Origin of the sequence: Pedobacter sp. R20-19, assembly GCF_000708265.2 — a bacterium.
Lineage (GTDB): Bacteria > Bacteroidota > Bacteroidia > Sphingobacteriales > Sphingobacteriaceae > Pedobacter.
Window position 1 is genome coordinate 17,075 of sequence record NZ_JCKI01000002.1, and the last position, 26,828, is coordinate 43,902.

The 26,828-nt window shown below is 38.2% G+C and carries 15 protein-coding genes and 1 riboswitch; of the genes, 10 read left to right on the top strand and 5 right to left on the bottom strand.

Translation table 11 applies throughout. The features are described from left to right. The first annotated feature begins 13 nt into the window (after positions 1-13). The 4 genes from AN34_RS03885 to AN34_RS03900 all read left to right on the top strand — a co-directional run bounded on the left by AN34_RS03885 (position 14) and on the right by AN34_RS03900 (position 6,849). The gene (locus AN34_RS03885) at positions 14-1,255 is read left to right on the top strand and encodes an FAD-binding oxidoreductase (RefSeq protein ID WP_029282530.1); all 1,242 of its coding nucleotides are present in this window, start codon (positions 14-16) and stop codon (positions 1,253-1,255) included. A gap of 555 nt (positions 1,256-1,810) precedes the next feature. Next, positions 1,811-2,713 carry an AraC family transcriptional regulator gene (locus tag AN34_RS03890; protein WP_029282533.1) on the top strand — a complete coding sequence of 301 codons (903 nt, stop codon included), beginning with the start codon at positions 1,811-1,813 and terminating at the stop codon, positions 2,711-2,713. 215 nt (positions 2,714-2,928) lie between these two features. Continuing rightward, a complete protein-coding gene (locus tag AN34_RS03895) occupies positions 2,929-4,344 on the top strand; it encodes an APC family permease (RefSeq protein WP_029282535.1) in 1,416 nt (471 codons plus the stop codon). Positions 4,345-4,557: 213 nt separating this feature from the next. Beyond that, complete coding sequence (locus tag AN34_RS03900) at positions 4,558-6,849, top strand: S9 family peptidase (protein WP_029282538.1); 2,292 nt, start codon at positions 4,558-4,560, stop codon at positions 6,847-6,849. 176 nt (positions 6,850-7,025) lie between these two features. On the opposite strand, the gene AN34_RS03905 is transcribed toward AN34_RS03900, so the two are convergent. Both AN34_RS03905 and AN34_RS03910 read right to left on the bottom strand, forming a co-directional pair. Continuing rightward, the gene (locus AN34_RS03905; RefSeq protein WP_197285478.1) at positions 7,026-7,961 is read right to left on the bottom strand and encodes a glycoside hydrolase; all 936 of its coding nucleotides are present in this window, start codon (positions 7,959-7,961) and stop codon (positions 7,026-7,028) included. 14 nt (positions 7,962-7,975) lie between these two features. Beyond that, entirely contained in the window at positions 7,976-9,412 is a 1,437-nt protein-coding gene (locus AN34_RS03910) for a POT family MFS transporter (RefSeq protein ID WP_029282542.1), read from the bottom strand. 157 nt (positions 9,413-9,569) lie between these two features. Between AN34_RS03910 and AN34_RS03915 the strand changes: the two genes are divergently transcribed. Both AN34_RS03915 and AN34_RS03920 read left to right on the top strand, forming a co-directional pair. Then, a complete protein-coding gene (locus AN34_RS03915) occupies positions 9,570-10,967 on the top strand; it encodes an aminopeptidase P family protein (RefSeq protein ID WP_029282544.1) in 1,398 nt (465 codons plus the stop codon). 5 nt (positions 10,968-10,972) lie between these two features. Further along, on the top strand, positions 10,973-12,745 hold the full coding sequence (locus AN34_RS03920) for an aminopeptidase P family protein (protein ID WP_029282546.1): 1,773 nt from the start codon (positions 10,973-10,975) through the stop codon (positions 12,743-12,745). A gap of 17 nt (positions 12,746-12,762) precedes the next feature. Here AN34_RS03920 and AN34_RS03925 read toward each other — a convergent pair whose 3' ends face one another. Further along, the gene (locus AN34_RS03925) at positions 12,763-13,749 is read right to left on the bottom strand and encodes a 2-hydroxyacid dehydrogenase (RefSeq protein ID WP_029282548.1); all 987 of its coding nucleotides are present in this window, start codon (positions 13,747-13,749) and stop codon (positions 12,763-12,765) included. A 354-nt stretch (positions 13,750-14,103) separates the two neighbouring features. On the opposite strand from AN34_RS03925, the gene AN34_RS03930 reads away from it, so the two are divergent. From AN34_RS03930 to AN34_RS03940, 3 genes are read left to right on the top strand one after another with little or no spacing between them, the layout of a single operon-like run. After that, positions 14,104-14,448, top strand: a complete 345-nt coding sequence (locus AN34_RS03930; protein ID WP_029282550.1) for a PadR family transcriptional regulator — start codon at positions 14,104-14,106, stop codon at positions 14,446-14,448. A gap of 13 nt (positions 14,449-14,461) precedes the next feature. After that, complete coding sequence (locus AN34_RS03935) at positions 14,462-16,216, top strand: PspC domain-containing protein (RefSeq protein WP_051666220.1); 1,755 nt, start codon at positions 14,462-14,464, stop codon at positions 16,214-16,216. 44 nt (positions 16,217-16,260) lie between these two features. Beyond that, complete coding sequence (locus tag AN34_RS03940; RefSeq protein WP_029282554.1) at positions 16,261-18,714, top strand: outer membrane beta-barrel family protein; 2,454 nt, start codon at positions 16,261-16,263, stop codon at positions 18,712-18,714. Between the two features lie 372 nt (positions 18,715-19,086). On the opposite strand, the gene AN34_RS03945 is transcribed toward AN34_RS03940, so the two are convergent. Next, positions 19,087-21,621, bottom strand: coding sequence for an alpha-L-arabinofuranosidase C-terminal domain-containing protein (locus AN34_RS03945; protein ID WP_029282556.1), 2,535 nt, complete (start codon positions 21,619-21,621; stop codon positions 19,087-19,089). Positions 21,622-21,794: 173 nt separating this feature from the next. Next, positions 21,795-23,057, bottom strand: a complete 1,263-nt coding sequence (locus tag AN34_RS03950) for a peroxiredoxin (RefSeq protein WP_051666224.1) — start codon at positions 23,055-23,057, stop codon at positions 21,795-21,797. A 134-nt stretch (positions 23,058-23,191) separates the two neighbouring features. Further along, positions 23,192-23,297, top strand: a riboswitch (SAM riboswitch). A gap of 350 nt (positions 23,298-23,647) precedes the next feature. Between AN34_RS03950 and AN34_RS03955 the strand changes: the two genes are divergently transcribed. Continuing rightward, positions 23,648-26,821 (top strand): SusC/RagA family TonB-linked outer membrane protein, encoded by a 3,174-nt coding sequence (locus AN34_RS03955; protein WP_029282560.1) that lies wholly within the window; start codon positions 23,648-23,650, stop codon positions 26,819-26,821. Positions 26,822-26,828 lie beyond the last annotated feature (7 nt).

Below are 26,828 nucleotides of genomic sequence, written 5' to 3' on the forward strand. Positions count from 1 at the left end.
TTAGGAAAATATAATGTCTAAAGTATTAATTATAGGGGGAGGAATTGTTGGACTTACGTCGGCATATTATCTTCAAAAAAAAGGATTTGAAGTAACCGTTCTGGATAAAGGCGATTTAAGTGATAATTGTTCATTCGGAAACGCTGGTATGATTGTACCTAGTCATTTTATTCCATTGGCTGCGCCTGGGATGTTAAGTAAGGGCATCCGCTGGATGTTTAATAGTAAAAGTCCTTTTTATGTTCGTCCATCTTTAAACCCAAGCTTGATTGGCTGGGGGCTGAAATTCATGAAACATGCCACAGAAAAGCACGTCACTCAATCTGCAGAACCCCTTCGTGATTTATCATTACTGAGCAAAAAACTTTATGAAGATTTATCAAAAGAGCCGGGGTTTAATTTTGAACTTACCAATAATGGCATTTTAGCTTTTTATAAAACCGAACAAGCTCGTGAAGAAGAGGCGCACCTGGCTGATAAAGCCAAAGCGCTTGGGCTGGATATGGCTGTTTTAAGTGCGGCAGAATGTAAGGCACTGCAACCCAATTTAAATCTTGATGTGCTTGGTGCTGTTCACTACCGATGTGATGCGCACCTTTATCCAGGGAAGCTGATGAATGCTTTACTTACTTATCTGAGAAGTAATGGTGTTTCGTTGGTTAGTGGAAAGGAAGTAGACAAGATCGAATCAACAGGTAATAAAATTACAAAGGTTTTTACGGGTGATCAAACCTGGGTGGCCGATCAATATGTGATTGCAACAGGATCATGGTCTCCGGCTGTAGCTAAAATGGCAGATTTAAACATTTCGTTAATGCCTGGTAAAGGTTATTCCTTCATGGAACCAGAACCGCAAAACCGACTAACTATTCCCGCTTTACTTTGTGAGGCGAGGGTGGCCATTACGCCAATGAATGGCAGTATTCGTTATGGTGGAACGATGGAACTGGATAAAATTAATACGAGGGTAAATATGCAGCGGGTAAAGGGAATTGTAGAATCTGTACCTAAATATTTTCCAGATTTACACCCGGTACTTCCAAATGAAAAAGATATATGGTATGGATTCCGTCCGTCATCACCTGATGGATTGCCATATATTGGACGCAGTGACCAAAGAAAAAACCTAATTATTGCCACCGGCCATGGGATGATGGGATTGAGTTTAGGTCCGGCAACGGGTTTATTAGTCAGTCAGATTATTGCTGAAGAAAAGCTTGAAATGGCAGTGGAGTCTTTTGCTGCGAATCGTTAGTGTAAATAGAGGGGTTCGAATAGGGTATTAATAATAAAAATATACTGGTCGTAGCATTTCGCTAAGACCTTAAAGCTATCGCTCTGGCTTGCCCCGGCTACCGATGAAAAAACGGTACAGGTCTGCCGCCGAAGGGCTCTCTTCTTTTTCTTAATAAAAAGAAGCAAAACCGTGCTTTTCTGCGAGCTCATGAATACCTATAAAAAATAAACAACTTATGAATAACTCAAGGCTTGGATCTGATGTCGGATAAATTCGTTAAAGCTTTATTTCAGCAGCACAAGCACCCGATGAAGAATCGGGAGAGTATGCGCTGCCTTGGGTGGTGGGGATATGAAAGTTTGTGGTCGAAGCTTTAAACGTTTCTCCTTCCATCATTTCCTGGGCCGGATAGCAGGGTTGCAATAGAAAGGTCTGAATAAAGCATTAGTAATTCAGATGGTTTTTGTTAAATATTATCGCATTGTAGCAGGATTTTAACCTAATAAAGGTTTTTTTTAATTTTTACAGTTAATATCCTTATCTTCAATCATCAACAAATAACCAACCAACTACATGAAAGTATTGCCATTTACCATGCTTGTGCCTGATGACAAGAGTGTTATTTCTGAGCACATTGAATTACCCTATTTCTATCAATATCTGCACAGACACGATGAATGGCAGATCACCTATATTGAAAGGGGAGAGGGAACATTGATTGCGGGAAGTGATATGCATGCTTTCAGACCTGGCGATTTATTTGTAATTGGCGCAAAACTTCCGCATTTGTTTAAAAGCAATCCAGAATATTTTCAGAGCAAGAGTGAACGCTCGGTAGCGGCTTATTCTGTTTACTTTAATTCCGCAGGAACATTAGGTCCGCTATTTTCTCTTCCTGAAATGAAATTAGCCAATGCTTTTTTAGGAAAAAACAAACACGGGTTTAAAGTGCCATTTATCCATACTGAAGAAATTTTAAGCAAAATGGTAGCTGTTTATGAGGCTTCCGGAACAGATTTGCTTTTTGCCTTTGTAAAATTAATGGTAACCCTACAAGCCATTGGTGATGACACCATCCCATTGTGTTCTGATTTATATTCTTCTAACGTTAGTGAAAATGAAGGGATGCGTCTCAGTAAGATTATAGGTTACATTACAGAAAATTACAATAGCCAAATTACCTTAGAAGATGTAGCGAATGTAGCTTTTATGACGCCCCAGGCTTTCTGCAGATATTTTAAAAAACATACCGGCCACACTTTTGTGTCGTTTTTAAATGAAGTTAGAATTAATGATGCCTGTAAAAGCCTTATTTCCGGAGAAAAAACCGACTGCATTTCAGGCGTGGCTTACAAGGCTGGATTCAATAGCATTACTAATTTCAATCGTGTATTTAAAAGTATTATTGGCCAATCGCCAAGGGCTTATATAGATACTTATAACATGGTAAGTAGAGTAAGTTACATGGGTGCATAATTGGTTGATTAAAACTTTCATCATCCTGAACTGAATTCAGGAACTTTTTAGAAGGAAATAACCGGTTAATCCGTTACCATCAATCTTAGGATTGCAGCATTCGAAATAAGATTGGCTGTTAATAGTCCTATTTCTTAAAATTTTTTAATCATAAAATTACTCCGGTTGAACTGGATTGGAGCAGTATGTCCAATTATTAATCCCTAAAAAATACTATGGAACAAGGAAACAGCCACTTTAAACCTTCACTGAAATTGTTAGATGCAACGATGCTAGTGGCCGGGAGCATGATTGGTTCGGGGATTTTTATCGTCAGCGCAGATATTACCCGCAATGTAGGAAGTGCCGGCTGGCTATTGGTGGTTTGGTTAATTACCGGATTTATGACACTTACCGCGGCACTGAGTTATGGCGAACTGAGTGCGATGTTTCCAAAGGCAGGTGGTCAGTATATTTATTTAAAGGAAGCTTATAATCCACTCATCAGTTTTTTATATGGGTGGAGTTTTTTCACCGTAATACAAACAGCAACAATAGCAGCTGTTGGTGTGGCATTTGCCAAATTTACGGCTTATTTATTGCCTGCATTCAGCGAAGATTTAGTCGCTTTAGATTTAGGTTTCATAACCATATCCCCAGCTCAATTGCTGGCTATAGGCGTTATCGTACTGCTTACTTACGTAAACAGTAGAGGTGTTAATGCTGGAAAGGCTATTCAAACTACTTTTACTGTTGCTAAACTACTTAGTCTTTTTGGTCTGATTGTGTTTGGTTTATTCTTTTTAGATAAAGGAATCTGGAAAGCAAACTGGGAAAACATGTGGCATTTAGGATCGTTAAATGCTGATGGAATGATCTCGCCATATACAACTCTAGCTGCTTTTGGTGCTATTGCTGCAGCCATGGTCGGTTCTATTTTTAGCAGTGATTCCTGGCATAATGTTACTTTCATTGCTGGTGAAATTAAAAATCCGGCACGTAATATTGGTTTAAGTCTGGCCTTAGGAACTATCATGGTAACTGTACTTTACCTTTTAACCAATGTGATGTATACTGGCGTATTAAATTTGCACGATATCGCTTATGCAGATAAAGATCGGGTGGCAGTTTCTGCAGCGAATCATATTTTTGGCACCGCCGGAACCATTACTATTGCAGTGATGATTATGGTTTCTACCTTTGGTTGCAATAATGGACTGATCATGGCTGGTGCAAGGGTTTATTATTCTATGGGTAAAGATGGCTTATTCTTTAAGAAGGTAGCTGTACTTAATAAGAACTCCGTTCCAGGCTTTGGCTTATGGATTCAATGTGTTTTTGCCTGTTTATGGTGTCTTAGTGGAAAATATGGAGATCTGCTCGATATGATTTCATTTGTGGTGGTTGGATTTTACATGCTCACCATTTTTGGGATTTTTATTCTTCGTAAAAAGCGCCCTGATGCAGCACGGCCATATAAAGCTTTTGGTTATCCGGTTTTGCCCGTCATTTACATTTTAATGGGTTTGGCTTTCTGTATTTTGCTCATTATTTTTAAACCTAAATTTACCTGGCCAGGATTAATCATTACCTTAATTGGTATTCCGGTATATTATCTCATTAAGGGCGTTAATGAAATTAGGGCAAAATAAGTAGCTACTGCATCCTACCTATGCTCGTTTATCAACTAGCGTAAAACATTCAGACGATTAAATCGTCATTTATCCTACTGTACCTATTCGAAACGAGCAAAAAATTTAGGAAAAAAAAGGGCACAAACTGGGTTAAAATATTCGTGTTATGCGTCAAAATACAAAGGGAATTTAAGTGCTTGTTGAATTATATTTACAGCTTAACATTGCAAAATGAAAATGAATTCCCTGATCCAAAAATTTGCTATCGCCTCTTTTTTTACCATCACTTCTTTTACGGTTCTCGCTCAGCAAACTTCTTTCGCACCAAGTGCTGCAGATGTAATTCAAGCCTATCAGCGGGCAAATAAATTAGATACTGCTATCCGTAATATCCCCACCAATAATGATATTGTTCCATTATGGAAAAAGGATGGATCAGCATTATGGTATAAGAAAAACCTGCCAAATAAAAATTGGGAATATATTTATGTAGATGTTGCTACCGGTAAACGTAAACCTGCATTTGATGCGCAGAAATTAGCACAAAACCTGGAGCAGATAAGTGGTAAAAAACAATCGGCCCTGCGTTTACAGCTCACAGACCTTTATTTTGCAGATCAAAATACCCTAAAGCTAAAAACTCAAAACCTATGGTATCAGGTAAATCTTTCTGATTACAGTGTCGTGCCTGCTATGGATACCGTAATTTTCAGATCCAATTCCAAAAAGCCATTGCAGCAAAAGCATTCACGCTGGGAGGGCAGCAAAACCGTACGCCAATCTCCAGATGGAAAAAGTGAGATAGAAGTTCGGGGAGGCAATTTAGTATTGATTGATCTGGCATCCAAAACTGAAACGCCATTAAGCCAGGATGGTACGGCAGATAAACCTTACGGAAATTTTGAATGGTCGCCGGATGGAAAAACAGTTGTGGCCTATAAAATTGATCCAAAGGAAACAAAAATGGTTCATTATGTATTGAGTTCAGTTCCAGGTACTACGAGGGGCCAATTGAAATCTCGTGAATATGCCCAGCCTGGCGACGATTTTACTTCCTACCAGCCCTATGTTTTTAATTTAAATACCAAAACTTCAATAAAAGTTGATGTAGAGCCTACAGATTTTTTTGGCCCACAGCCTTTGCATTGGCGTAATAGCAGCAGCAGATATTATACTTATGAAAAAGCAGATCGCGGTCATCAGCGGTTTAGAGTAATTGAGGTAGACGTGCAAACTGGCAAAACAAAAAACATCATAGATGAAAAAACAAAAACATTCATCTATGAGAGCAGGATTTACACACGTTACTTACCGAAAACAAATGAAATTCTATATACCAGTGAGCAAGACGGCTGGCAGCATTTATACCTGGTAAATGGCATCAATGGCAAACAACAACTCATTACAAAAGGAAGTTGGGTGGTTAGAGATGTTGATAGCGTAGATATTGTAAAACGTCAGGTTTGGTTTAAGGCCAGCGGAATGAATAAGGGTGAAGATCCCTATTTTATTCATTATTACAGAATTGGTTTTGATGGGAAAGGATTGGTTAACCTTACGCCAGAAGAAGGGAACCACAACCTAAGCTTTTCACCTGATCGAAAATATTATCTTGATACTTATTCGCAGGTTAACATCCCGCCTGTAACCAAATTGAAGGTTACGGCAAGTACAAAACCACTACAGGAAATTGAACATGGCGACGTTACACCATTTTTAAATACCGGGGTGAAATTGCCAGAAGTTTTTGTGAGCAAGGGTCGTGATGGTGTTACCGATATCTGGGGGGTAGTTTGTATGCCATCCAACATGGAACCCAATAAAACTTATCCAATTATCGAAAATATTTATGCAGGTCCGCAGGATAGTTTTGTGCCTAAAAGTTTCCTGCCTGCCAGTGAAATGCAAAGCCTGGCAGAATTAGGCTTTATCGTGGTGCAGATTGACGGAATGGGAACAGCCAATCGCTCAAAGGCTTTTCATGATGTTTGCTGGCATAACCTGGCTGATGCAGGTTTCGCAGACCGGATTTTATGGATGAAAGCCATGGCGGAAAAATATCCTAATGCCGACATCAATAAAATTGGTGTTTATGGCACCTCTGCTGGCGGACAAAATTCTACTGGTGCTTTACTATTTCATCCTGAATTTTATAAAGCTGCAGTTTCTGCCTGTGGCTGCCATGATAACCGCATCGATAAACAATGGTGGAACGAACAGTGGATGGGTTATCCGGTAGGCGAACACTATGGTGCACAATCAAACATAACTAATGCATCAAAACTACAGGGGGATTTATTTTTGATTGTTGGTGAAGCTGATGAAAATGTTCCACCAGAATCTACCTACCGTTTAGCTGATGCCTTAATTAAGGCCAATAAAGATTTTGATATTTTAAGTATCCCCGGAATGGGACACAGCGACGGAGGGGTTTATGGCAGACGACGTAAAAGGGATTTCTTTATCAAACATTTATTAAATGCCGAGACACCAAATATGAATAGGATTCCTCTAGTAAACTGACGAAGTTTCCCTTCGCACAAATCAGCTAAACTTCGTAAGTCGAAAATTAACTTACGAAGTTTCAAATGCCAGGAGAGTGGGAGAACTTCATCAGTTTAATCAAAGAATTTTGCTCCCTTTTTAGACTGATGAAGTTTCAAAGGCCTAGTGGGTGATAGAACTTCGTCATTAACTCACTAATGTTTCACAGTAGGTCCTCCAAATGGAATATTCTTTCCATAATAAACATCTGCAGGAATATGATGCCCGGCATAAACTTGTGAGAGAATATGATAAAATGTTGGATCATAAGCTTTCAAATCGTCAGGTGTTTGCACTTTAACGAGGCCATCGTTAAATTCATAATTAGACCAGAACCACCATTGGCTGCCCTCTGCCCAATATTCTGCAACAGTGTTAATGGCATACTGCCCTTTATACATTCCTTTTATTTTCGCCGCTTCATAGGCCACATTAATTTGTTTGTAAAGTTCAGGATCGGCCTTACGTAAGGCTGCCATTACATTATGGCTCCATTCGTGCACCATGATGTTTTCTCCATAATACTTGGTGCCGGGGAAACCTAAAAGATTTTCTTCTGCGCAGGAAGTTTGAATACCACCCATGCCACGGGCACGCTGATTCCAATAACCTTTATCCGTCAGGCTGGCGATACCACCAGGTTTATTATAATTTTCTCTTTCGGTCGGCGTCAATCGGCCATCAGTTATGTCTGGCTTTTTCCAGTTGCTATATTCAGGAAGGTCAGTTTGCATTTCAGACCATGCCATGATGGATAAGCGGGCTTTCATGCTTATCATCGCTTTGCGGACATCTGGTCTTTTCACCAACATATAATTGATAATATCCCGGGCAACTAATAAGGCTGCATCAGAAACCTTCGCAGATGAAACTACAGGAATACCGAATGCGTCTGTATATTTCTCATAAAACTTTGGATAACCCAGCGAATCAGGCGGACGGGTAATCAGCAATTGTTCGAGATTGGTCACTAAAGGCTTTGAATTACTGCTTTGCGCCTGAGCATTGGTTGTACCTGTTTCAAAAAGTGCTGTAATGGTAAAAATAACCTGAAAAAAGTGTCTTAGGCGCACATTAACTGGCTTTATCATATCGCTTGTGTTAGTTAGGGTTGAATGGGTGTTAGATCAACTGTTTCCTGTCGCTCTTTTATTCTGGGCGAAACAAAAAGGTAGACTACAATGAAAAGGCTGAGCAAACCAATAAAAAACCAGTAATAATCTGCGCCTTTAAACTGCGCAAAGAAACCACTGTTAGAAATACTCCTGTTTACCAATGCTGTAAAAAGATTTCCTAAAGCAGTTGTAAGTAGCCAGATGGCGATCATGGTGCTTTTCATTGATTTACTGGCTTGTGTGTAGGCGTATTCTAATCCTGTAATGGAGACTAAAACCTCTGCTGCCGCCAGAATGGCGTAGGCTAGAATCTGCCAGCCTATTGATGGGCTTGCTCCTCCATCAATACTAGTTTGAATGAGTGCGATGATAATAAAAGATACAGCGGTAAGTATAAGTCCCGCACCTATTCTTCTTAATGGTGTGGTTTTCAATCCCCTTTTATCCAGGAAAGGATAGAGCCCGTAATTAAATATGGGAATAAAGACCAGTAGGAAAAATGGATTTACTGTTTGAATTTGTTCAGGCAGGAGATTGATTCCAAGAATATGACGATCCATTTTGGTCGCCTGTAATACCCACTCCGATAAATTCTGATCCCAGAGTGCCCAAAAAATCGGAATGAAAGCAAATACGGCCAGTACATTATATACTGTTTTGACATCTTCCACTTTCTGGTGATCAAATTTAGCTTTTGCCACATCCAGCAGCGATTGTTTTTTCTTTTTAGATCGCCAGTTAATCAGTGCATAGATAGAAATGAAAACAAAATTGTTTTTATTCACACCAGACGGTGGAACATTGGTGTAAGTTTTTCTACCCAAAAAGAAAATGACAGTGGCTAAAGCCATTAAAATTCCAGGGATTCCGAATGCCCATTTTGCGCCATAACGATCATAAACTAATGGGATAAGGATAGTAGACAACACGGATCCGGCGTTAATGCTAAAATAAAACCAACCATAAACTTTAGACATCAGGTGTTTGTTGCTTGCTGTAAATTGATCGCCAAGATTGGCTGAAACGCAAGATTTAATGCCTCCGGCACCTATGGCAATTAAAATTAAGCCATATTTAAATTTTTCCAGATCATGATCAAATAAGGCCAAACACAAATGGCCAATACAATAAACTATCGACACATAAATAATCACCTTGTATTTTCCAAAAAACCAATCGGCTACCAGGCCACCTACAAAAGGAAGGGCATAAGCCAGCGATACAAAAAAGTGTGTGGTTTCATTGGCCTTAGCCTCTGCTGTAATTTGCAAAGCAGGATTTAGTGTTGGATTGAAGAAATGAAAAACCAGAAAAGTTGCCAGAATAGAACGCATGCCGTAAAAACTAAAGCGTTCGGCTCCTTCATTAGCGATGATGTACCCGATACTTTTAGGGTAACTGCTTCTTTTCGATTCCATTTTATCCATATGCTAATTTGGTGTAAATCTGCCGGGCTATCTTTACTGATTTTCACCCTATAGCGCATGATCTTATCCTGTTTGAGATTGTGACGTAAAGGAGCAGGCATTATTTATCGCTTTTCTTATTTTTGAACAAATTTTTGATCCACTAGAAATAAAATAGATGTTCCAAACAAGTGTTTATGTAGAAAGAAGAGCCGAATTGGCCCAGAGATTAAAATCTGGCTTGCTTCTTTTTTTTGGCAATGAAGAAAGTCCGATGAATTATGCAGATAATGCATATAGCTTTAGGCAAGACAGCACATTTTTATACTATTTCGGAATTGCACGTCCGGGTCTGGTTGCCATTATTGATATAGATGAAAACCAGGAAATGATCTTCGGAAATGAAATGAGCATTGATGATATCGTTTGGATGGGCAGACAACAAACTATTTACGAAAAATCAAATCTCGTAGGTATCTCAAAAGTCCTTCCATTGGATGGGCTGTCTGGTTATATCAATAAGGCGATTTCAGCAAAAAGAACAATTCACTATTTACCACCGTACCGGGCAGAGAATAAAATCAAGCTGGCTGATTTATTAGGCCTTAATGTGCATCATTTGAAGCCATCTGCATCAGTGCACTTTATTAAAGCAGTGGCAGCGCAACGGGCAATCAAATCAGCGTTAGAAATTAATGAAATAGAACAGGCTGTTAATAACAGCATCGATATGCATTTGCTGGCCATGCGTAAAACCAGGCCGGGAATGAAAGAAGAGGAGATTGCCGCGTTCATTTACGCTGAGGCGCTGCGGACTGGTGGCAATATTGCCTATCCGATTATTTTAACCGTTCATGGTGAAATTCTGCACAATCATTTTCACGGAAATGTTATGCATGATGGACAGATGGTTTTAAATGATTCAGGAATGGAAACTGCGATGGGTTATTGTGGTGATTTAACCAGGACTTTCCCAGTTGGTAAAAAATTCGACAACAGACAAAGAGAGATATATTCGATTGTTCAATCTGCGCTTCAAAGTGCTGAAGCAGTATCAAAACCTTATGCAAAATATATCAACGTTCATTACGCAGCCTGTAAAGGTTTGGCCGAAGGCATGAAAGCAATGGGGTTAATGAAAGGTGATATGGATGAAGCCGTGGCTGCAGGTGCACATGCCTTGTTTTTTCAATGTGGTACAGGCCATATGATGGGGCTTGATGTTCATGATATGGAAGATTTAGGTGAAGAATATGTTGGTTATGACGATACTTTAAAGAAAGAAAAAGAACTGTTTGGACTTAAATCTTTAAGGTTAGGACGTGCTTTGGAGCCTGGTTATGTATTTACCATCGAGCCTGGAATTTACATGATTCCTGAACTGATTGATTTATGGAAGGCCGAACGGAAATTCGAATCATTTATCAATTATGACGCAGTAGAAAAGTTTAAGGATTTTAGTGGTATCCGTTTGGAGAATAATTATGCCATGACCAATGAAGGCCTCCAGCTGTTAGGGAAACCTTTGGCGATAGACATCAGCGAAGTGGAAGAAATTAGAAACAATGCTTATTAATGGATATGACCAATCAGGATAAATTAAAGGCCATTCGTGCTAAAATGAAGGAAGCGGGCGTAGATGCCTATATTATTCCCTCTTCTGATCCACATATGAGCGAATACGTTCCCGATCGCTATAAATGCATTCAGTTTGCTTCGGGTTTTAGCGGTTCTGCCGGAACATTGGTGATTACGCCAGATTTTGCCGGGCTTTGGGCTGATTTCCGTTATTTTGAACAAGCCGCACAGCAACTTGCAGGGAGCGGCTACGAGTTAGTGAAGTTAAAAGTTCAGCATACGCCTGAATATATCGCCTGGTTAAGTGAAAAATTAGATGATGAATCGGTGGTGGCATTTGATTATCAACTGATGTCGATGGTTTTAGGAGAAGAAATTAAGTTCGCCCTGGCTAGCCATCATATTAATATCCGGCATTTAGATTTAATGGATGAAATTTGGCAAAACCGACCAGCTCTGCCGACTCATCCTGCTGTTTTACTGCCAGAAAAAGATTGCGGGCAAACCTTTAAAAGTAAGCTTTCTGCACTTCGAACAGCCTTAAAAGATCACCAGGCTAGTGTTCATATCATCTCCAGTTTGGATGATCTGGCCTGGCTTTTTAACATCAGGGGAAATGACGTTAGCTATAATCCGGTGGTGCTATGCTATGCATTAATCACCATAGATGAAGTTACGTTATACCTTGATAATCAAAAATTATCTATTATTGATGTCGATTTATTTGCAGAAAGAAGTGTAAAGCTAAAAGGCTATCATGAAATTGGTGCTGATATTCAACAGCTGGAAAACTGTACCGTTTTACTAGATGGGAAACGAACTTCCTATCAATTTTTAACGCAGCTTTCTGCAACAGTACATGTGGTTAAGGAAACCAATCCGGTGGTATTGTTCAAGGCTATCAAAAATGAGGTTGAAATTGAAAATATCCGTTCAGCGATGGTAAGTGATGGCGTAGCGCTCACCCGTTTTTTTAAATGGCTGGAAGAAAATATTGGTAAAATAAAGATAACGGAATGGTCTGCAGCACAGAAAATTAAAGAATTTCGTGAGCTCGGTAAAAATTTTGCAGGCATCAGCTTCGCTTCCATTGCAGGCTATGGTCCACATGCTGCACTGCCACATTACGCTCCTGATGAAATCAACCACCTCGAATTATTTCCGCGTGGACTTTTCCTATTAGATTCTGGTGGGCATTATTACTATGGTACAACCGATATTACCAGAACGGTTCCGTTAGGTGAAACAACAGATGAAGAAAAAATGGATTATACACTGGTGCTTTCTGCTATGATTTTTGGCTCTGCGGCTAAATTTCCTAAAGGTACCAGAGGGTATCAGATTGATGGAATTTGCCGTCAGCAACTGTGGCAGCAAGGTATTAATTATGGTCATGGCACAGGCCACGGTGTGGGTTATTATCTAAATGTTCATGAAGGTCCTCAAAATATTGGTTCGTCAAATGCTGCGGTATCGATAGATCCAGGCATGATCACTTCCATAGAACCTGGAATTTACCGACCTGGCAAACATGGCGTGCGGATTGAAAATCTTGTGCTTACCGTTACGGGAGAAACAACTCGTTTTGGTGAATTTCTTCAGTTTGAAACGGTAACCCTGGCTTATATAGATACTTCAATCATTCAGGCAGAATGGTTGCTTCCCGAACAAATTAGTTGGCTAAATACATACAATCAAATGGTTTATGACCAGTTGAAACCAGAGTTAAATAAGGAAGAAGCCTTCTGGCTGGCGGAAAAATGTAAGGCGATTTAATACTTTTGCTTGTTTAGTTATGGCTTTATCTCATTTGGCATTGCCGCGCCAGTAGCAAAGGCATCGGCATTGGCGAAAGTAATCTCTGCAATTTGCTGCATGGCCTCACGTGTAAAAAATCCCTGATGAGAAGTAATTAAAACATTTGGGAACGACATCAGGCGGGTAATCTGGTCATCTTGAATAACTTCGTTAGAAAGGTCATGAAAGAATAAGGCTGATTCCTGTTCATAAACATCGAGACCTAAATAACCAAGCTGACCAGATTTCAGGGCTTTAATTACATCAGAAGTGTTTATAAGGCCACCTCTGCTGGTATTGATCAGCATGGCACCTTTCTTAAAAAACTTTAAAGTCTGCTCATTAATCATGTGAAATGATTGATCTGATAATGGGCAATGCAAAGAAATAATTTCTGCATCACAAAGTGTATCTTTCAGATTTGCATAAACCAATCCTTCTGAAATTAAAGTTGCATCTGGATAAGGATCAAATGCAGTAACCTGACAGCCAAAACCTTTTAATATTTTATACAAGGCTTTTCCAATATTTCCGGTGCCAATTAGCGCAACTTTACAACCATTTAAATTGAAGCCCATTAAAGATTCCAGTGAGAAATTGCCATCTCTTATTCTGTTATAGGCTTTATTGGTTTTGCGGTTTAAAGTAAGCATCATGGCTACAGTATGTTCTGCCACTGCTTCGGGGGAATAGGCTGGTACTCTTAAAATTTTGATTCCCAATTCTTCTGCAGCCTCAAGATCAATATTATTAAAACCTGCGCACCGTAAAAGGATTAGCTTTACACCATTATCTTTCAGTTTATCTAAAACTTCATAATCTGCCTTATCATTTACGAATAAACATACCGCATCAAAATCTTTTGTTAAAACAACACTTAATAAACTCAGCGATTGTTCAAAAAAAACGATTTTATGACCAGTGTTAAATTTCTCTAAAAATTCCTGATCATAAGAACAGGTACTAAAAACAGCAATTTTCATATTAAATCAGGATTTAAGGTAAGGTAGTCATAAAAAGTTTACTAATCGACTTACAAAGTTTCGTTGGCCTTCGTGGGGTGAAAAACTTCGTCAGTCTATTGGCAAATTTAAGTACACATTTAAACTGGCGAAGTCCTGCCACGCTTCTGGCTATTGAAACTTCGTAAGTTGATCGAATGTGACCTTAAAAGCTTACAAAACTTCGTCATTCCTGGAGAAAAGAACTTCATTATCTAAGTTTATTAATTTTAAATTAAAATTAATAAACTGATTATCAATGTTTTGTGATTTAATAATGATTTATTTTAGTACTATGTATTGCATAGTACAATATAAAACATATATCTTTGTATTATGATAGCAGAAAATACGCAAACGCAAATGCGGAAAGGAATTCTGGAATACTGTGTTTTATCAATCATCTCCCGGGGCGAGATTTATGCTTCGGATATTATTGCTGAATTACGCTCGGCAAAATTGCTGGTGGTAGAGGGAACACTTTATCCATTATTAACCAGGCTTAAAAACAATGGTTTATTAAGCTATAACTGGGTAGAATCTACCTCAGGTCCGCCCCGAAAATATTATACCTTAACTGATGTTGGTCGGGAAATTTTATCAAAATTAGATCAAACCTGGCAAGAACTTGCTTATGCTGTAGGCATATCACAAAGTGGCGCCAATTCAACAACCTCATAACGCAAACAAGGAAATGGAAAAGACCATCATCATCAATATAGGAAATACGATTATTCACATCGAAGAAAGCGCCTACGAATTTTTAAAGGCTTATCTTAATGAAGTTAAACAACATTTTGCCAATCATGCAGACGATCTGGAAATTGTTACCGACATCGAAAACCGCATTGCAGAATTATTAACAGAGCAGTTACAGGATCAGAAGAAACAAGTGGTTGACACGAATGATGTTCAGCATGTGGTTAGCCAAATGGGACGTGTTAAAGATTTTGATTCCGTAGAAGAAAATGAAGAAGAACCGGTATTAGAATCTTCTTACCAACACCAATATGCCGAAAAGAAATTATATCGGGATATGGACGACAGGGTAGTAGCTGGTGTTTGCTCAGGAATTGCTCATTTTTTAAATACCGAGGCCAAATGGATTAGAATTGCAGTATTGCTGATGGCCTTTCTGGGCGGATTCGGATTTCTGGTTTATGCCATACTCTGGATCATTATGCCTAAGGCAAAATCCCGATTGGAAAAGATGGAAATGAAAGGTGAACCGGCCAACTTACAGGGATTTCAAAAGAATTTGAATGAAGAATTGCAAGCCGTTAAAGAACGTTTAGGAGAAGTAAACAAACATGCTCTGCCTATATTTGCCCGCTTCGGAATGGTAATCGGTGAGTTTTTTGAATGGATCGGTCGGTTTTTATCTGGATCAGGGAAAATATTATTTAAGGTAATAGCGGGCTTCATCATCGTATTTGGGGCATTTTTATTATTGATGCTGATTATCACCACCGCCGCTTTTCAAGGCTTTTGGGATTCGAGTATTTATGATTCTTTTCCATTTTCAATCATCAATGATGGTAACAGGGGTGTGATCCTATTCAGTGCTTTTATCGTATTATTTATCCCGATTTTAGCGCTTGTATTATTCTCTATCCGGGTTGCTTTTAATAAGCAAGCCATTAATAAAACACTTTCTTTTGCTTTACTGATCATTTGGTTAGGTGGTGTAGCCATTGCTGGTTACCAGGCTGCAAAAATATCTTCTGAATTTAAGCAACATGCAGAATTAACGCAAACGGTTGATTTAAAGGCTTTTAAGACGTATATTATTGATATTGACAGAAGTAGATACTTTAGCAGAGAAGACAGCATTACTTATCATATTAACGCCAATGAAAATAAGCAAATTGTAACTGATGATTTTGAAAACGGACCTTTTGTGATGCCAAATAACATCCGTATTGATATTGAAAAAGGTGCGACAAATGCTACACGCCTGATACAAAAATACGAATCTCAAGGTAAAACTTTTCAAAGTGCCTTACAAAACGCACAGAATATAGATTATAAATACAGTTTAAAAGATTCGACAATAGTTTTTAATCCACGTTTTGAGCTTCGAAAAGGAACCATTTGGAGAAACCAGGAAGTTCGCTTACAACTTGAAATTCCGGTTGGTACAAAAGTGATTTTAAAAGAAGATTCATACAGGTATGTAAATAATTATGGAATCTGGGATTGTGGCGAAAAGGAAGGGGACAAAAATGATTACACATCCTGGATCATGACGGAGGATGGATTGAAATGCATCGCTCAATTAAAAGAAGAAGCGCTAAATAAGCAAAAACTTAAAGATGAACTGCATGATTTAGAACTTTCGCAAAAAAATACACCTGTTGATACGCTTAAACAGGATTCTATCCTAAACAGAATCAGAGAATTGAAAGAAGAATTGGGTATTAATGCTGAAGATCGTAAATATCGTTAAAACGTTCCTCCGCTACACTACAGTTTAATAAAAACAAAAAAGCCATGAAAATATTATTTACGTTAATGACATGCCTGATGGTGTGCGGGGTTTCCTTTGCCCAAAATTTACCTCAAATAACAGGTAAGGTGATAGATGAAAAGGCTGTCGCAGTGCCATTTGCAATCGTTAGACTCTTAAATTTTCCTGATACCAGTGTGGTGAAAACGGTGGCAACGAATTTAGATGGTGCTTATGAAATGAATCAGTTAAAGGAAGGAACATACATTTTATCAGTTTCTATTGTTGGATATAAAACCAAGAAAACCGATAAGTTTTTACTAAATGGTAATCTAAATATACCTGCTATAACCCTTCAAAGTTTAACTAAGCAGTTGAATGAAGTGAGTGTATCAGGCAAGAAACCATTTGTTGAACATCAGATAGATAAAACAGTGCTGAATATAGAAAACAGTATTGTTTCATCAGGAAGTACGGCTTTGGAGCTTTTGGAGAAGGCACCGGGTGTACAAGTTGATAAACAAAATGAACAGATTTTGTTAAACAATAAATCGGGTGTAATGGTGATGATTGATGGGAAGAATAATTTTCTATCGGGTGCAGATTTAGCAGTTTATTTGGGAAGTTTAAATAGCAGCCAGATTGCTACTATAGAAATTATTACCAATCCTTCATCTAAATATGATGCCGCAGGTAATGCAGGAATCATTAATATTAAATTAAAAAAGAATAAAGCCTTTGGCACCAATGGAAGTATTTCATCAACATACCGTAATGCCCTCATGGCAAACTTGCCAAGAAATATTTATGGCTCCGATTTGAATTTTAATATCAACAACAGGAATAAAAAATGGAATTTTTACAGTAACGCCAATGCTTCTAAAAATAATAACTTCTCTAATCTGCTCTTAGAAAGAAATACAAATTCTGGTGGTTTGCAAAGTGCCTTCAATCAAAATTTTAAAAAAATATATACAGGTTCCAGGTTAGCGGCTAAATTAGGCGCAGATTATTATGCAAGTGAAAAAACTACCATTGGCATCATGCTAGACGGAAATACCAGCACCCGCAAACTGGATAATTTTTCTCAGACTTTTATCAATGAAGTTCAATCTGGTGTAACAAGCAATAATTCGCTTATTTTAAATTCGGATGCCAATACACCCAATAAAAACTATAGTGCAAATTTTAATGTCAAACATGAATTTAAAAAGGAAGGGGCGAGTTTAAATTTTGATGCCGACTATTCAGGGTTTGATTACACTGGCCTTGAAAATTTTAATACGAATTTCTTTAATGAAGCTGGAACCATTTACAATCAAACCATTATCAAAAACGATAGCAAAACCAATATCGACATTTTTGCCGCTAAAGCTGATTTTACCTGGCCAATATCAAAAACGACCAAATTAGAGACTGGATTAAAAACCAGCTTTGTTAAAACCGATAATAATTTTTTATCTTCTGCTTTCTTAAATAATAATTGGCAAAACATTGCAGGCCAGAGCAATCATTTTATTTATAAAGAAAATGTTAATGCAGCTTATGCCAATCTTTCTAAAGATTTAGGCAAATTTCAAATCCAGGCTGGATTAAGGGCAGAATATACAAATGCTACAGGCGCTTTAATCACCAATAATACCGCTTCAGATCAAAAATACTTGTCTTTGTTTCCAACAGTTTTTGTTAATCAGAAAATTTCTGAAAGTAGTAACCTGCGTTACACCTATGGAAGACGGATTGACAGACCTAATTACCAGCAATTAAATCCTTTTAATTTTTATATGGATCCCTACACCATACAACAAGGTAACCCATATTTAAAACCACAGTTTACCAATAATTTTGAAGTAAGCTATAGTTATAAGAGCGGACTATCTTTTTCTCTGGGGTATTCCAAAATCAAAGATTTAATATTAGATAGTAAGACGGCGCAAAACGATAGCACCAGAATTGTTACCGTGGGCCAAGGCAATATCGGTAGCGGTGAGTACTATTCTGCAGGTTTATATTTCCCTTTGGCCGTTACCAAATGGTGGAATTTGCAAAATAACTTTAACCTCTTTTATAATAAATTTAATGATAACAACTTAGAAGGAGCTCCTTTTGCGTTGAGCAAGGTATCTTACAATTTTAACATCACCAGTTCCATTACACTGTCTCATAACTGGACCATAGAAACCAACTTCTGGTTAAATTCTCCAAAAGTGAGGGGACTGGAAAAAACCATTATTTATCAGTATGCCTTGAACACCGGTGTGCAAAAAAGCTTCCTGAATAAAACGCTGAAATTTAAATTAAATGTTGATGATATTTTTGCAACCAATTACTGGAAGGGTACTTTGAATTATCAGAATGTTAATCTAAGGGTTCAGAATAATTATATCAACAGAAGAGCTTCCTTTAACATCAGTTATAACTTTGGTAACCAAAATGTGAAGTCTGCAAGATCCAGAAATACTGCTACTGATGATATTAAAAATAGGGCAGGGGGGTAGTTTGGAGTTTGGAGTCTTCAGTCTGGAGTCGTAAGTCCAGGGTGTTAGTCATCAAAAAGGAAAGCTGTTAAGCGAATCGTCATGCTGAATTTAGTTCAGCAACTATTTTGATAAGTTCCTGAATCAAGTTCAGGAGGACGACTCTTCAAGTTTTTTCTTGGGGATTCACTAAACGAATCGTCATGCTGAATTTAGTTCAGCAACTATTTTGATAAGTTCCTGAATCAAAAGTTCAGGAGGACGAGTCTTCGTGAGTTCAGGAAGACAATCTCCCTTGTAGATTCTTCGATGGAGATGCTTCAGTAGAGGAAGAATCTGCTTCGCAAAGACGGGTTCTTCTAGGGGGTAACCAAGCGAATCATCATGCTAAATTTATTTCAGCAACTTAATCTTCAACACGGTAAAAGAATAAGCAGGAAGCTTTAATGCATCACTTATATTTACACTTGAAGTGACCGGTTTGATCAGTCGCACTGATGGATTGCCGAAAATTTCAGTTTTTGTGGCCATATGATCACTTTTAGTCTGATCGCCCAGATCAAGCGTAGTATTCACTTCAACAGGTAACAAGTTAACTAATTTGACGAAAAGTTCGTTGGTTTGCGTGTTTTTTACGACAGAAAAGGCTATTCGTTTACTCACCTGATCCTGATCATTTGATAATTTTATTTCACCAGGTAGATATTTATCGCCCGCATTGTTGCCATAAAGTTGCTGCACAAAATAACCTGTTGTTGGTTTTACTTCACTATTGTTAAAATAAATTAAATCCGGATTCCATTGTGTATGTCCTTCTTTTGCAATCAGTGGCGCATAAGAAGCCATGCTCACTACATCTCCGTTTCTTTCCAATGCTGTTAAATATAAGGCTTCAGCCAAAGCCGTTTCCAGATTGGTTTTATTTCCTCCTGGCAAACTTGCCGCATATTCACCTAAATAAACTTTTGATTTTGAACGATCGTAATGATCATAAAAGTTCTGGTTATTAATAAACCATCCGGGCGACTGATAATAATGTTCATCAATAATCGGAACTTTTAAATCCGTGGCAATTTTCCAGCCTTCCTCATAATCAGTACCTTCAAAAAATGGGCCTGCTGTACCAATAATCGTAATTTCAGGATGTTTTTTTTGTAGTGCCTTATAAATCAATGTAAAGCGTTCCTTAAATACCTGGGTAATCTGGTCTTCATTTCCAATTCCTATATATTTTAAATTAAAGGGTTTCGGGTGACCTGCTTCAGCTCTTTTTTTGCCCCATGTAGTATTCACATCGCCATTGGCATATTCTACCAAATCTACAATATCCTGAATATACTGGTCCATCTCTTCCATCGGGATTCCGCCTTGCTGACCGCCACCACCTGTGCCTGAGTTTTGGCAAGGCACTGCTGCGGCAATTACTGGAACGGGGGCCGCACCAATGTCTTCACAAAACTGGAAGTATTCAAAATAGCCTAATCCCATGGTTTGATGATAGCCCCAAAGGTTGCGGTCTGGTTTCCGTGTTTCTAAATCACCGATCGTGTTTTTCCATTTGTAAATATTCTGAATACCATCCCCATGCGCTAAACATCCACCAGGAAAGCGAACAAATTTGGGATGAATATCGGCAATTAGTGAAGCAAGATCATCCCTTAAGCCATTCTTATGCCCTTTAAAAGTTTTCTGAGGAAATAAGGAAACCATATCAAAAGCAAATTTTCCGGTAGCCAGTGGTATGATTTCCAGTCTGGCATCTGTTGCATCTGCTGATGGATAGAAAGTGCCACTTACCTTTTTCCAGAAAGTGTTATTTTTTAAAGTAAGTTTAGCTAGAATACCCTTTGTATCGCTTACTAAACGCACTTCAAAACCAGCAGTATGGCCAGCCAATTGCCGGCTGAAAGCAGAAAAAAGATAGGCTTCTCCTTTTTTAACTGCTATCCCATCAAAACCCGTATTGCTTAATGCGGCACCTGTAACTTTAACATCCAGAACAGCGTAATGCGGATTATTTCGATGAATAGGGGCAATTGAATCTACCGTAAAAGTGGTTTGATCTCCTTTTAACTTCCATGCAAAAGTGCTGTTCCAGTTTTTATCATTATAAGATTTATCACTGGGTTGATATTCAAATCCTCTGTTCTGAATCAATTCGGCGTAAAGCCCACCGTCTGCAGCATAATTAATATCTTCAAAAAATATACCCGTAAGCATATTGCTGATGGCTTTTGCACCTTTTGTATCAACGGTGATTTTAGCATCAACAGGTTTTAATCCAGCAAATCTTTGTGCATCATCTTTGGTTGTTTCGCTGTTTTGTCTGGATTTGTATTGCTGTAAGTCGTAGTTCTGTTGAAGCTCTTTTATCACTGACCAGGCCACATAATGGGATTGCCCAATGGCATTACCTGAAATATTTGCTGTTTTATTCGCATCATTAAATGCTGATAGCGAGACTTCAACAGCTTTTTCATAAGTGATGAAATCCTTCGTTTTGGTTTGAAAATGTTTGCCAGCTATGTCAGCATAAGTGATAGAATATTCATCTTTCAGCTGGTTGTAATTAACAACAGGTTTTAGTACATTTTTCCCCATGGCAACATACGGATAATGTTGCGGGCCCCAGTTTATTAAATTTTTAGAAGTGGCTATAGCAAATTGATTGGTCTGATCATTTAAACTCCATGCACAAACCCATTCGCCATTTCTTCCCCTGATTACATAAGGCGTAATCATCTTTTTTTCACTTCCCCACCTGCCATAATCGCTTTTCAAAAACAGGTAACCATTGCCGATTGGTGTCCAGTTGGTCTGATCACGACTCCAGGCGAAGCGCAGGCCATTCGCATTGTAAGAAAATAGATAAGCAGAATCTGGTTCATCCGTTAATTTATTTTCTTTTGCCATTAAACCGGTTGACATGAGCAATAAACTAGTTGTAGCAGGAAAAATTATAGCAAATAAAAAGTGGAATCTAAAGTGAAACTTCATTGGTCTGCAATTATTTGGTTAAATGCGCAGACCAAAATAAATAATAATCGTTAAACTAACGATTATTATTTATTATTAATTTAGTTGCTATGTGATTATCAGAACTATTCCTTCAATAAGGCATCAATTTCTGCATTAAATTCTTTCACAAAATCAGTATAATATTTTCCGGTAGCTGGTCCGCTGTATCCGGTGTGAATTTGTGCTACCTCACCTTTTTTATTAATGATGATGGTGGTTGGGAAAGAGACAAAATTATTTAGCGCTGGCAATGATTCGGCTACTATTTTTTTATCTGGTGTGCCCGCAATGACCTGGTCATATTGAATATCAAATTTTTCTCTGAATCGGGTTAAAGCTTTCCGTACATAGGCTGAATCTAGTTGTCTTTCATAATGAATGCCGATTATTTCTACACCACGACTACGGTTTTTCTTATACCAGGGCGCAATAAAGGATGCTTCATCCACACAGTTCGGGCACCAGGTACCTGTAATGGTTAGAATGACCACTTTATTTTTAAATTTTTCATCACTAAGCGACACTTTTTTCCCGTTTACATCCGGAAAGGAGAAATCAAGTGTTTTGTAACCATCCTTTAGAAAAGTCAATTTATAAGCATCAGGTAAGGCTGCATTTTGGTTTTGTTTTCCTGTGAAGGGAGTATTTCCTCTTGCGCTAACTGTTTCTCCTGTTATGGTTCCATCCTTAGAAAAACTTCCTTTGTAATAGGATGGACTGGAGCCAATAAAGCTTGATAAATAAAAATCATTGCCTTCAACAATTCCTTCCAGGTAACGTGAATCGCCCGTTACTCTTAAAAATGTTCCGGTAATTTTATTGCCGTTCTGTTTAAAAAGTCCGACTGCATTTTCATCTTTTCCGGTAGGCGATTTGAAAGTGACATCGTATTTGCCAGAGAAATCTGCTGTTGCATTATTGCCCTTAGGTTTGAAACGATATAGATTCCCTCTGGTTGCATTTACGGCCAAAGGTTTACCGGAACCATCTTGTTTCCTAAGTGCTCCTACCAGCGAATCACCTGCTATTTTAAAGGCAAGTTCATTATCAAACTGATCCAAAGCAACCAAAATGGAATCTGCAGTTTGTTTAACCACGCCACCATCAAAGCGTTCTTCACCATTCAAAAAGATCAAATGAGGCTTAGCATCACTTTTTGTAATTTCAAAATTAAAAGGAACTTCAACGCCGGGTTTAATTTCAAATACGCCTCGCCATTTGCCGTTCGGTACGAATGATGTAGATAATTTATGCGCAGTAGTTAATTGTTTTTTTTGGGTTTGTGCTTGTAAAATCTGCGACAGCATAAACGCCGGTAACAGAAATAGTAATGATTTTATATTCATGTGATATTTAAGATCTATTGATAACGAGACAAATGTAAGCATCATAAAAGCATGGAAAAAATATTTTCAATAAAATCTATAGAATTTGTAGTCATTATGATTTTTATATTATCTTTGCCGCAGTTATTTTAAAATGCTTATCAAGAAAGGTGGAGGGAATGGCCCTGTGAAACCTTAGCAACCAGCCTGAATTGGATATGGTGCTAATTCCATCCCGAAGTAATTTGGGTAAGTTAAGTCAGTTGAATGCAAAGTATTAATTTAATATATGAGAGCACTCCTGATTTTACGGGCGTGCTTTTTTTGTAGATCAGCTTCGCCAGAAATGGTAAGTAAGAGTTATATAGTTAAAAACAATTTGATGGAAAAAACTAACAAAAAACAATCTATTCACTCAGGTCATTTAAAAACTTTTTTGAGCCTTCGAATGTGCAAGGGTATTTGTTGCTGTATGAGGCTATAAATACCAAACCAATAATTAAAATCAATCAATATTCACGTTTGTAAAAAAATCGCCTGGTAGCGAAGTGGAATTATTTTGCCCTGATTTTTTACATTCCTCATTTAACTTATCATTAATCAATCCTATTATGTTAAAAAAAATTAAGCTATTGGCAATAGTATGCTTGCTTTTGCTTTCCTCACTCGTGCATGCCCAAGATATCAGTGTTTCCGGTACGGTTAAAAGCGCTTCAGGAGAAACATTACCAGGTGTTTCTGTATTTGTTAAGGGTACCAAACAAGCCGTAACAACCAACAATAATGGTGCTTTTACTATTTCAATTAATGGAAAAGGTACACTGGTTTTTTCCTATATCGGTTTCGCTACCAAAGAGATATTGGTTACCGAAAGTTCAAATACATTAAATGTTACTTTAAGTGACGGTGAAAATGCATTAGACGAAGTGGTGGTGACTGCATTAGGTATCTCTAAGCAGAAAAAATCATTGGGTTATGCCATTCAGGAAGTAAAAGGTGAGAATTTAACGGAAGCAAGGGAAACAAATCTGGTAAACGCGCTTGCCGGTAAAGTTGCAGGGGTAAGGGTAACCAATAGCCAAGGCGATATGGGTTCTTCCCGTGTAGTCATTAGAGGTGAAACTTCTATCGCCGGAAATAATCAGCCACTTTTTGTAGTTGATGGGATTCCGGTAGATAATTCGCAGCTTAATTCGGCCGGTGCGAGAGATTATGCCAATGCCATTTCAGATATTAATCCCAATGACATTGAATCCATCAGTGTGTTAAAAGGTCCAAATGCGGCCGCTTTATATGGTTCTAGGGCAGCAGCCGGTGTGATTATCATTAAAACCAAATCTGGAAAATCGAAAAAAGGATTGGGGATATCTTTTAATTCTAATGCAGTAATGGAAAGTATCTTAACCTTGCCAAAATATCAGGATGTATTCGGGCAAGGATCGGAAGGGAAATTTAGCTATGTGGATGGTAAAGGTGCCGGCATAAACGATGGTGTTGATGAAAGCTGGGGGCCAAGAATGGATGGCAGATTAATTCCGCAGTTCTTTTCAAAAGGGGTAGCGGTTCCATTTGTAGCCCATCCTGATAACGTAAGGGACTTCTTCCAAACGGGTTACTCATTAACTAACGGCATTTCAATTGAAGATGCTGGAGAGAAATTTGATTATCGATTATCTTATAATAACCTCAAGCAGGTAGGTATCGTACCCAATTCTGGTCAGGGTAAAAACTCATTTACTTTAAATACTACTTTACGTTTAACACCTAAACTAACCATTACGGCCAATGCCAATTATAGCAAACTTGGCGCTGATAACCTGCCTGGAACCGGCGGATCAAGATCAACCAGTACCATGTTGCAGTTTGCCTGGTTTGGTAGGCAGGTTGACATTAACCAATTAAAAAATTACCTGGATGAAAATGGCAATACCTTCAACTGGAATAACAGTTATTACAGCAATCCTTATTGGGTAGCCTATGAAAATACGGTGTCTCAAAGTAGAAATCGATTAATTGGAAGTATTGGTTTAAACTATAAGATTATTGATGGACTGAACTTCAATTTTCGTACAGGAACAGATTATTATAATGACCGCAGGAAAATTAAAATTGCCTATGGTACTAATGGAACGCCATTTGGATCGTATACCGAAAGTGCTTTTACGGTGAATGAAAATAATACCGATGCTACTTTAAATTATTCAAAGCAATTAAATGATGATTTTAGCTTAGATGTGTTGTTGGGTGGTAATATCCGAACCAGTTATATTGAACAGAACGATCAAAGTGCACCACGTTTGGCTGTTGCTGGCTTATATACGTTAAACAATTCCAGAGATCCTTTAACTTCATCTAATAATTACAGTAAATTAAAATCTTACAGCGGTTATGCATCCGGGCAGATTGGTTTTAGAAATTACCTTTTTGCCAATATTACGGCCCGTAATGATTGGTCGTCTACTTTGCCTGCTCAAAACCGCTCCTATTTTTATCCGTCTTTTAATGGAAGTTTGGTACTTACCGAAGCTTTTGATATAAAAAGCGCAGTGCTGGATTACGCAAAAATACGTGGTGGCTGGTCTAAGGTAGGTAAGGATACCTCTCCTTATCGTTTAACCAATACTTACAGTTTCTCTGCGCCTTTTGGAGCAAGTCCACAGCTTAGCCCATCCGGAACAGATTTCGACCCAAATCTAAAATCAGAAACCACCACCTCATCAGAATTAGGTGCTGAAGCGGTTTTATTTAATAAACGACTTCGTTTTGATGTGAGTTTATATAATACGAATAGTTACAACCAGATTTTAAATGTTGATGTGAGTCCAAGTACGGGTTTCAGATCGAAAAATATAAATGCCGGAAAAATTAATAATAAAGGTATTGAAGTTCAACTGGGTATTACGCCGGTGAAAAAACAATTTACCTGGGATATTGATTTGAACTATGCGGCAAATAGAAGCAAAGTGGTTGAATTGGATCAGGAAGGTTTACTGCAAAATTATGTAATAGCCACCAACTCTGCGCAAGTAATTGCTACAGTTGGTCAACCTTACGGAACACTTTTTGGCAATGCCTTTTTAAGAGATGGAAATGGCAACATTGTGGTTAATGCTACAGGTGCCCCACAAACTGACCCCACTAAAAGAGCTTTAGGGAAATATACACCAGATTGGATTGGCGGAATTTCTAATACTTTCAGCTACAAAGGTTTTAGTCTAGGCGTATTAATTGATGCCAGTTTTGGTGGATCTATTTACAATGGTACTTATTCTACAGGTACTTACACAGGCGTTTTAGCCTCTACATTGCCTGGAAGAGGTGCAGAATTTGGTGGAATTTCTTATTACTACCCAGGAAATTTAAAGGCAAATGGAGCGGTTAGATTAGCTAGTGGTGCCAGTGCGCCAGCAGGAGCAACCGTTTATGATGATGGGATGGTCTTTGATGGGGTAACCGCTGATGGAAAAAAGAACGATAAAATTCTTTCAGCACAAACCTACTATAAATCATTCCGAACCATAGATGAGGCTAATATCTTTGATGCCTCTTATGTGAAACTTCGTGAAATAAAATTAAGCTACAATTTACCAGCAAAATGGATCAAGTCCCTGAATTTGCAAGGTGTATCTGTTGCCTTAGTAGGGAGGAATCTCGCCATTCTTCATCGCAACGTAGAAGATATTGATCCGGAAGTTGCCTTTAATACTGGCAATGGACAAGGTTTGGAGAGCCTTTCTAACCCAACCACACGTACTTACGGAATTAACCTGAACATTAAATTTTAATCTTCCT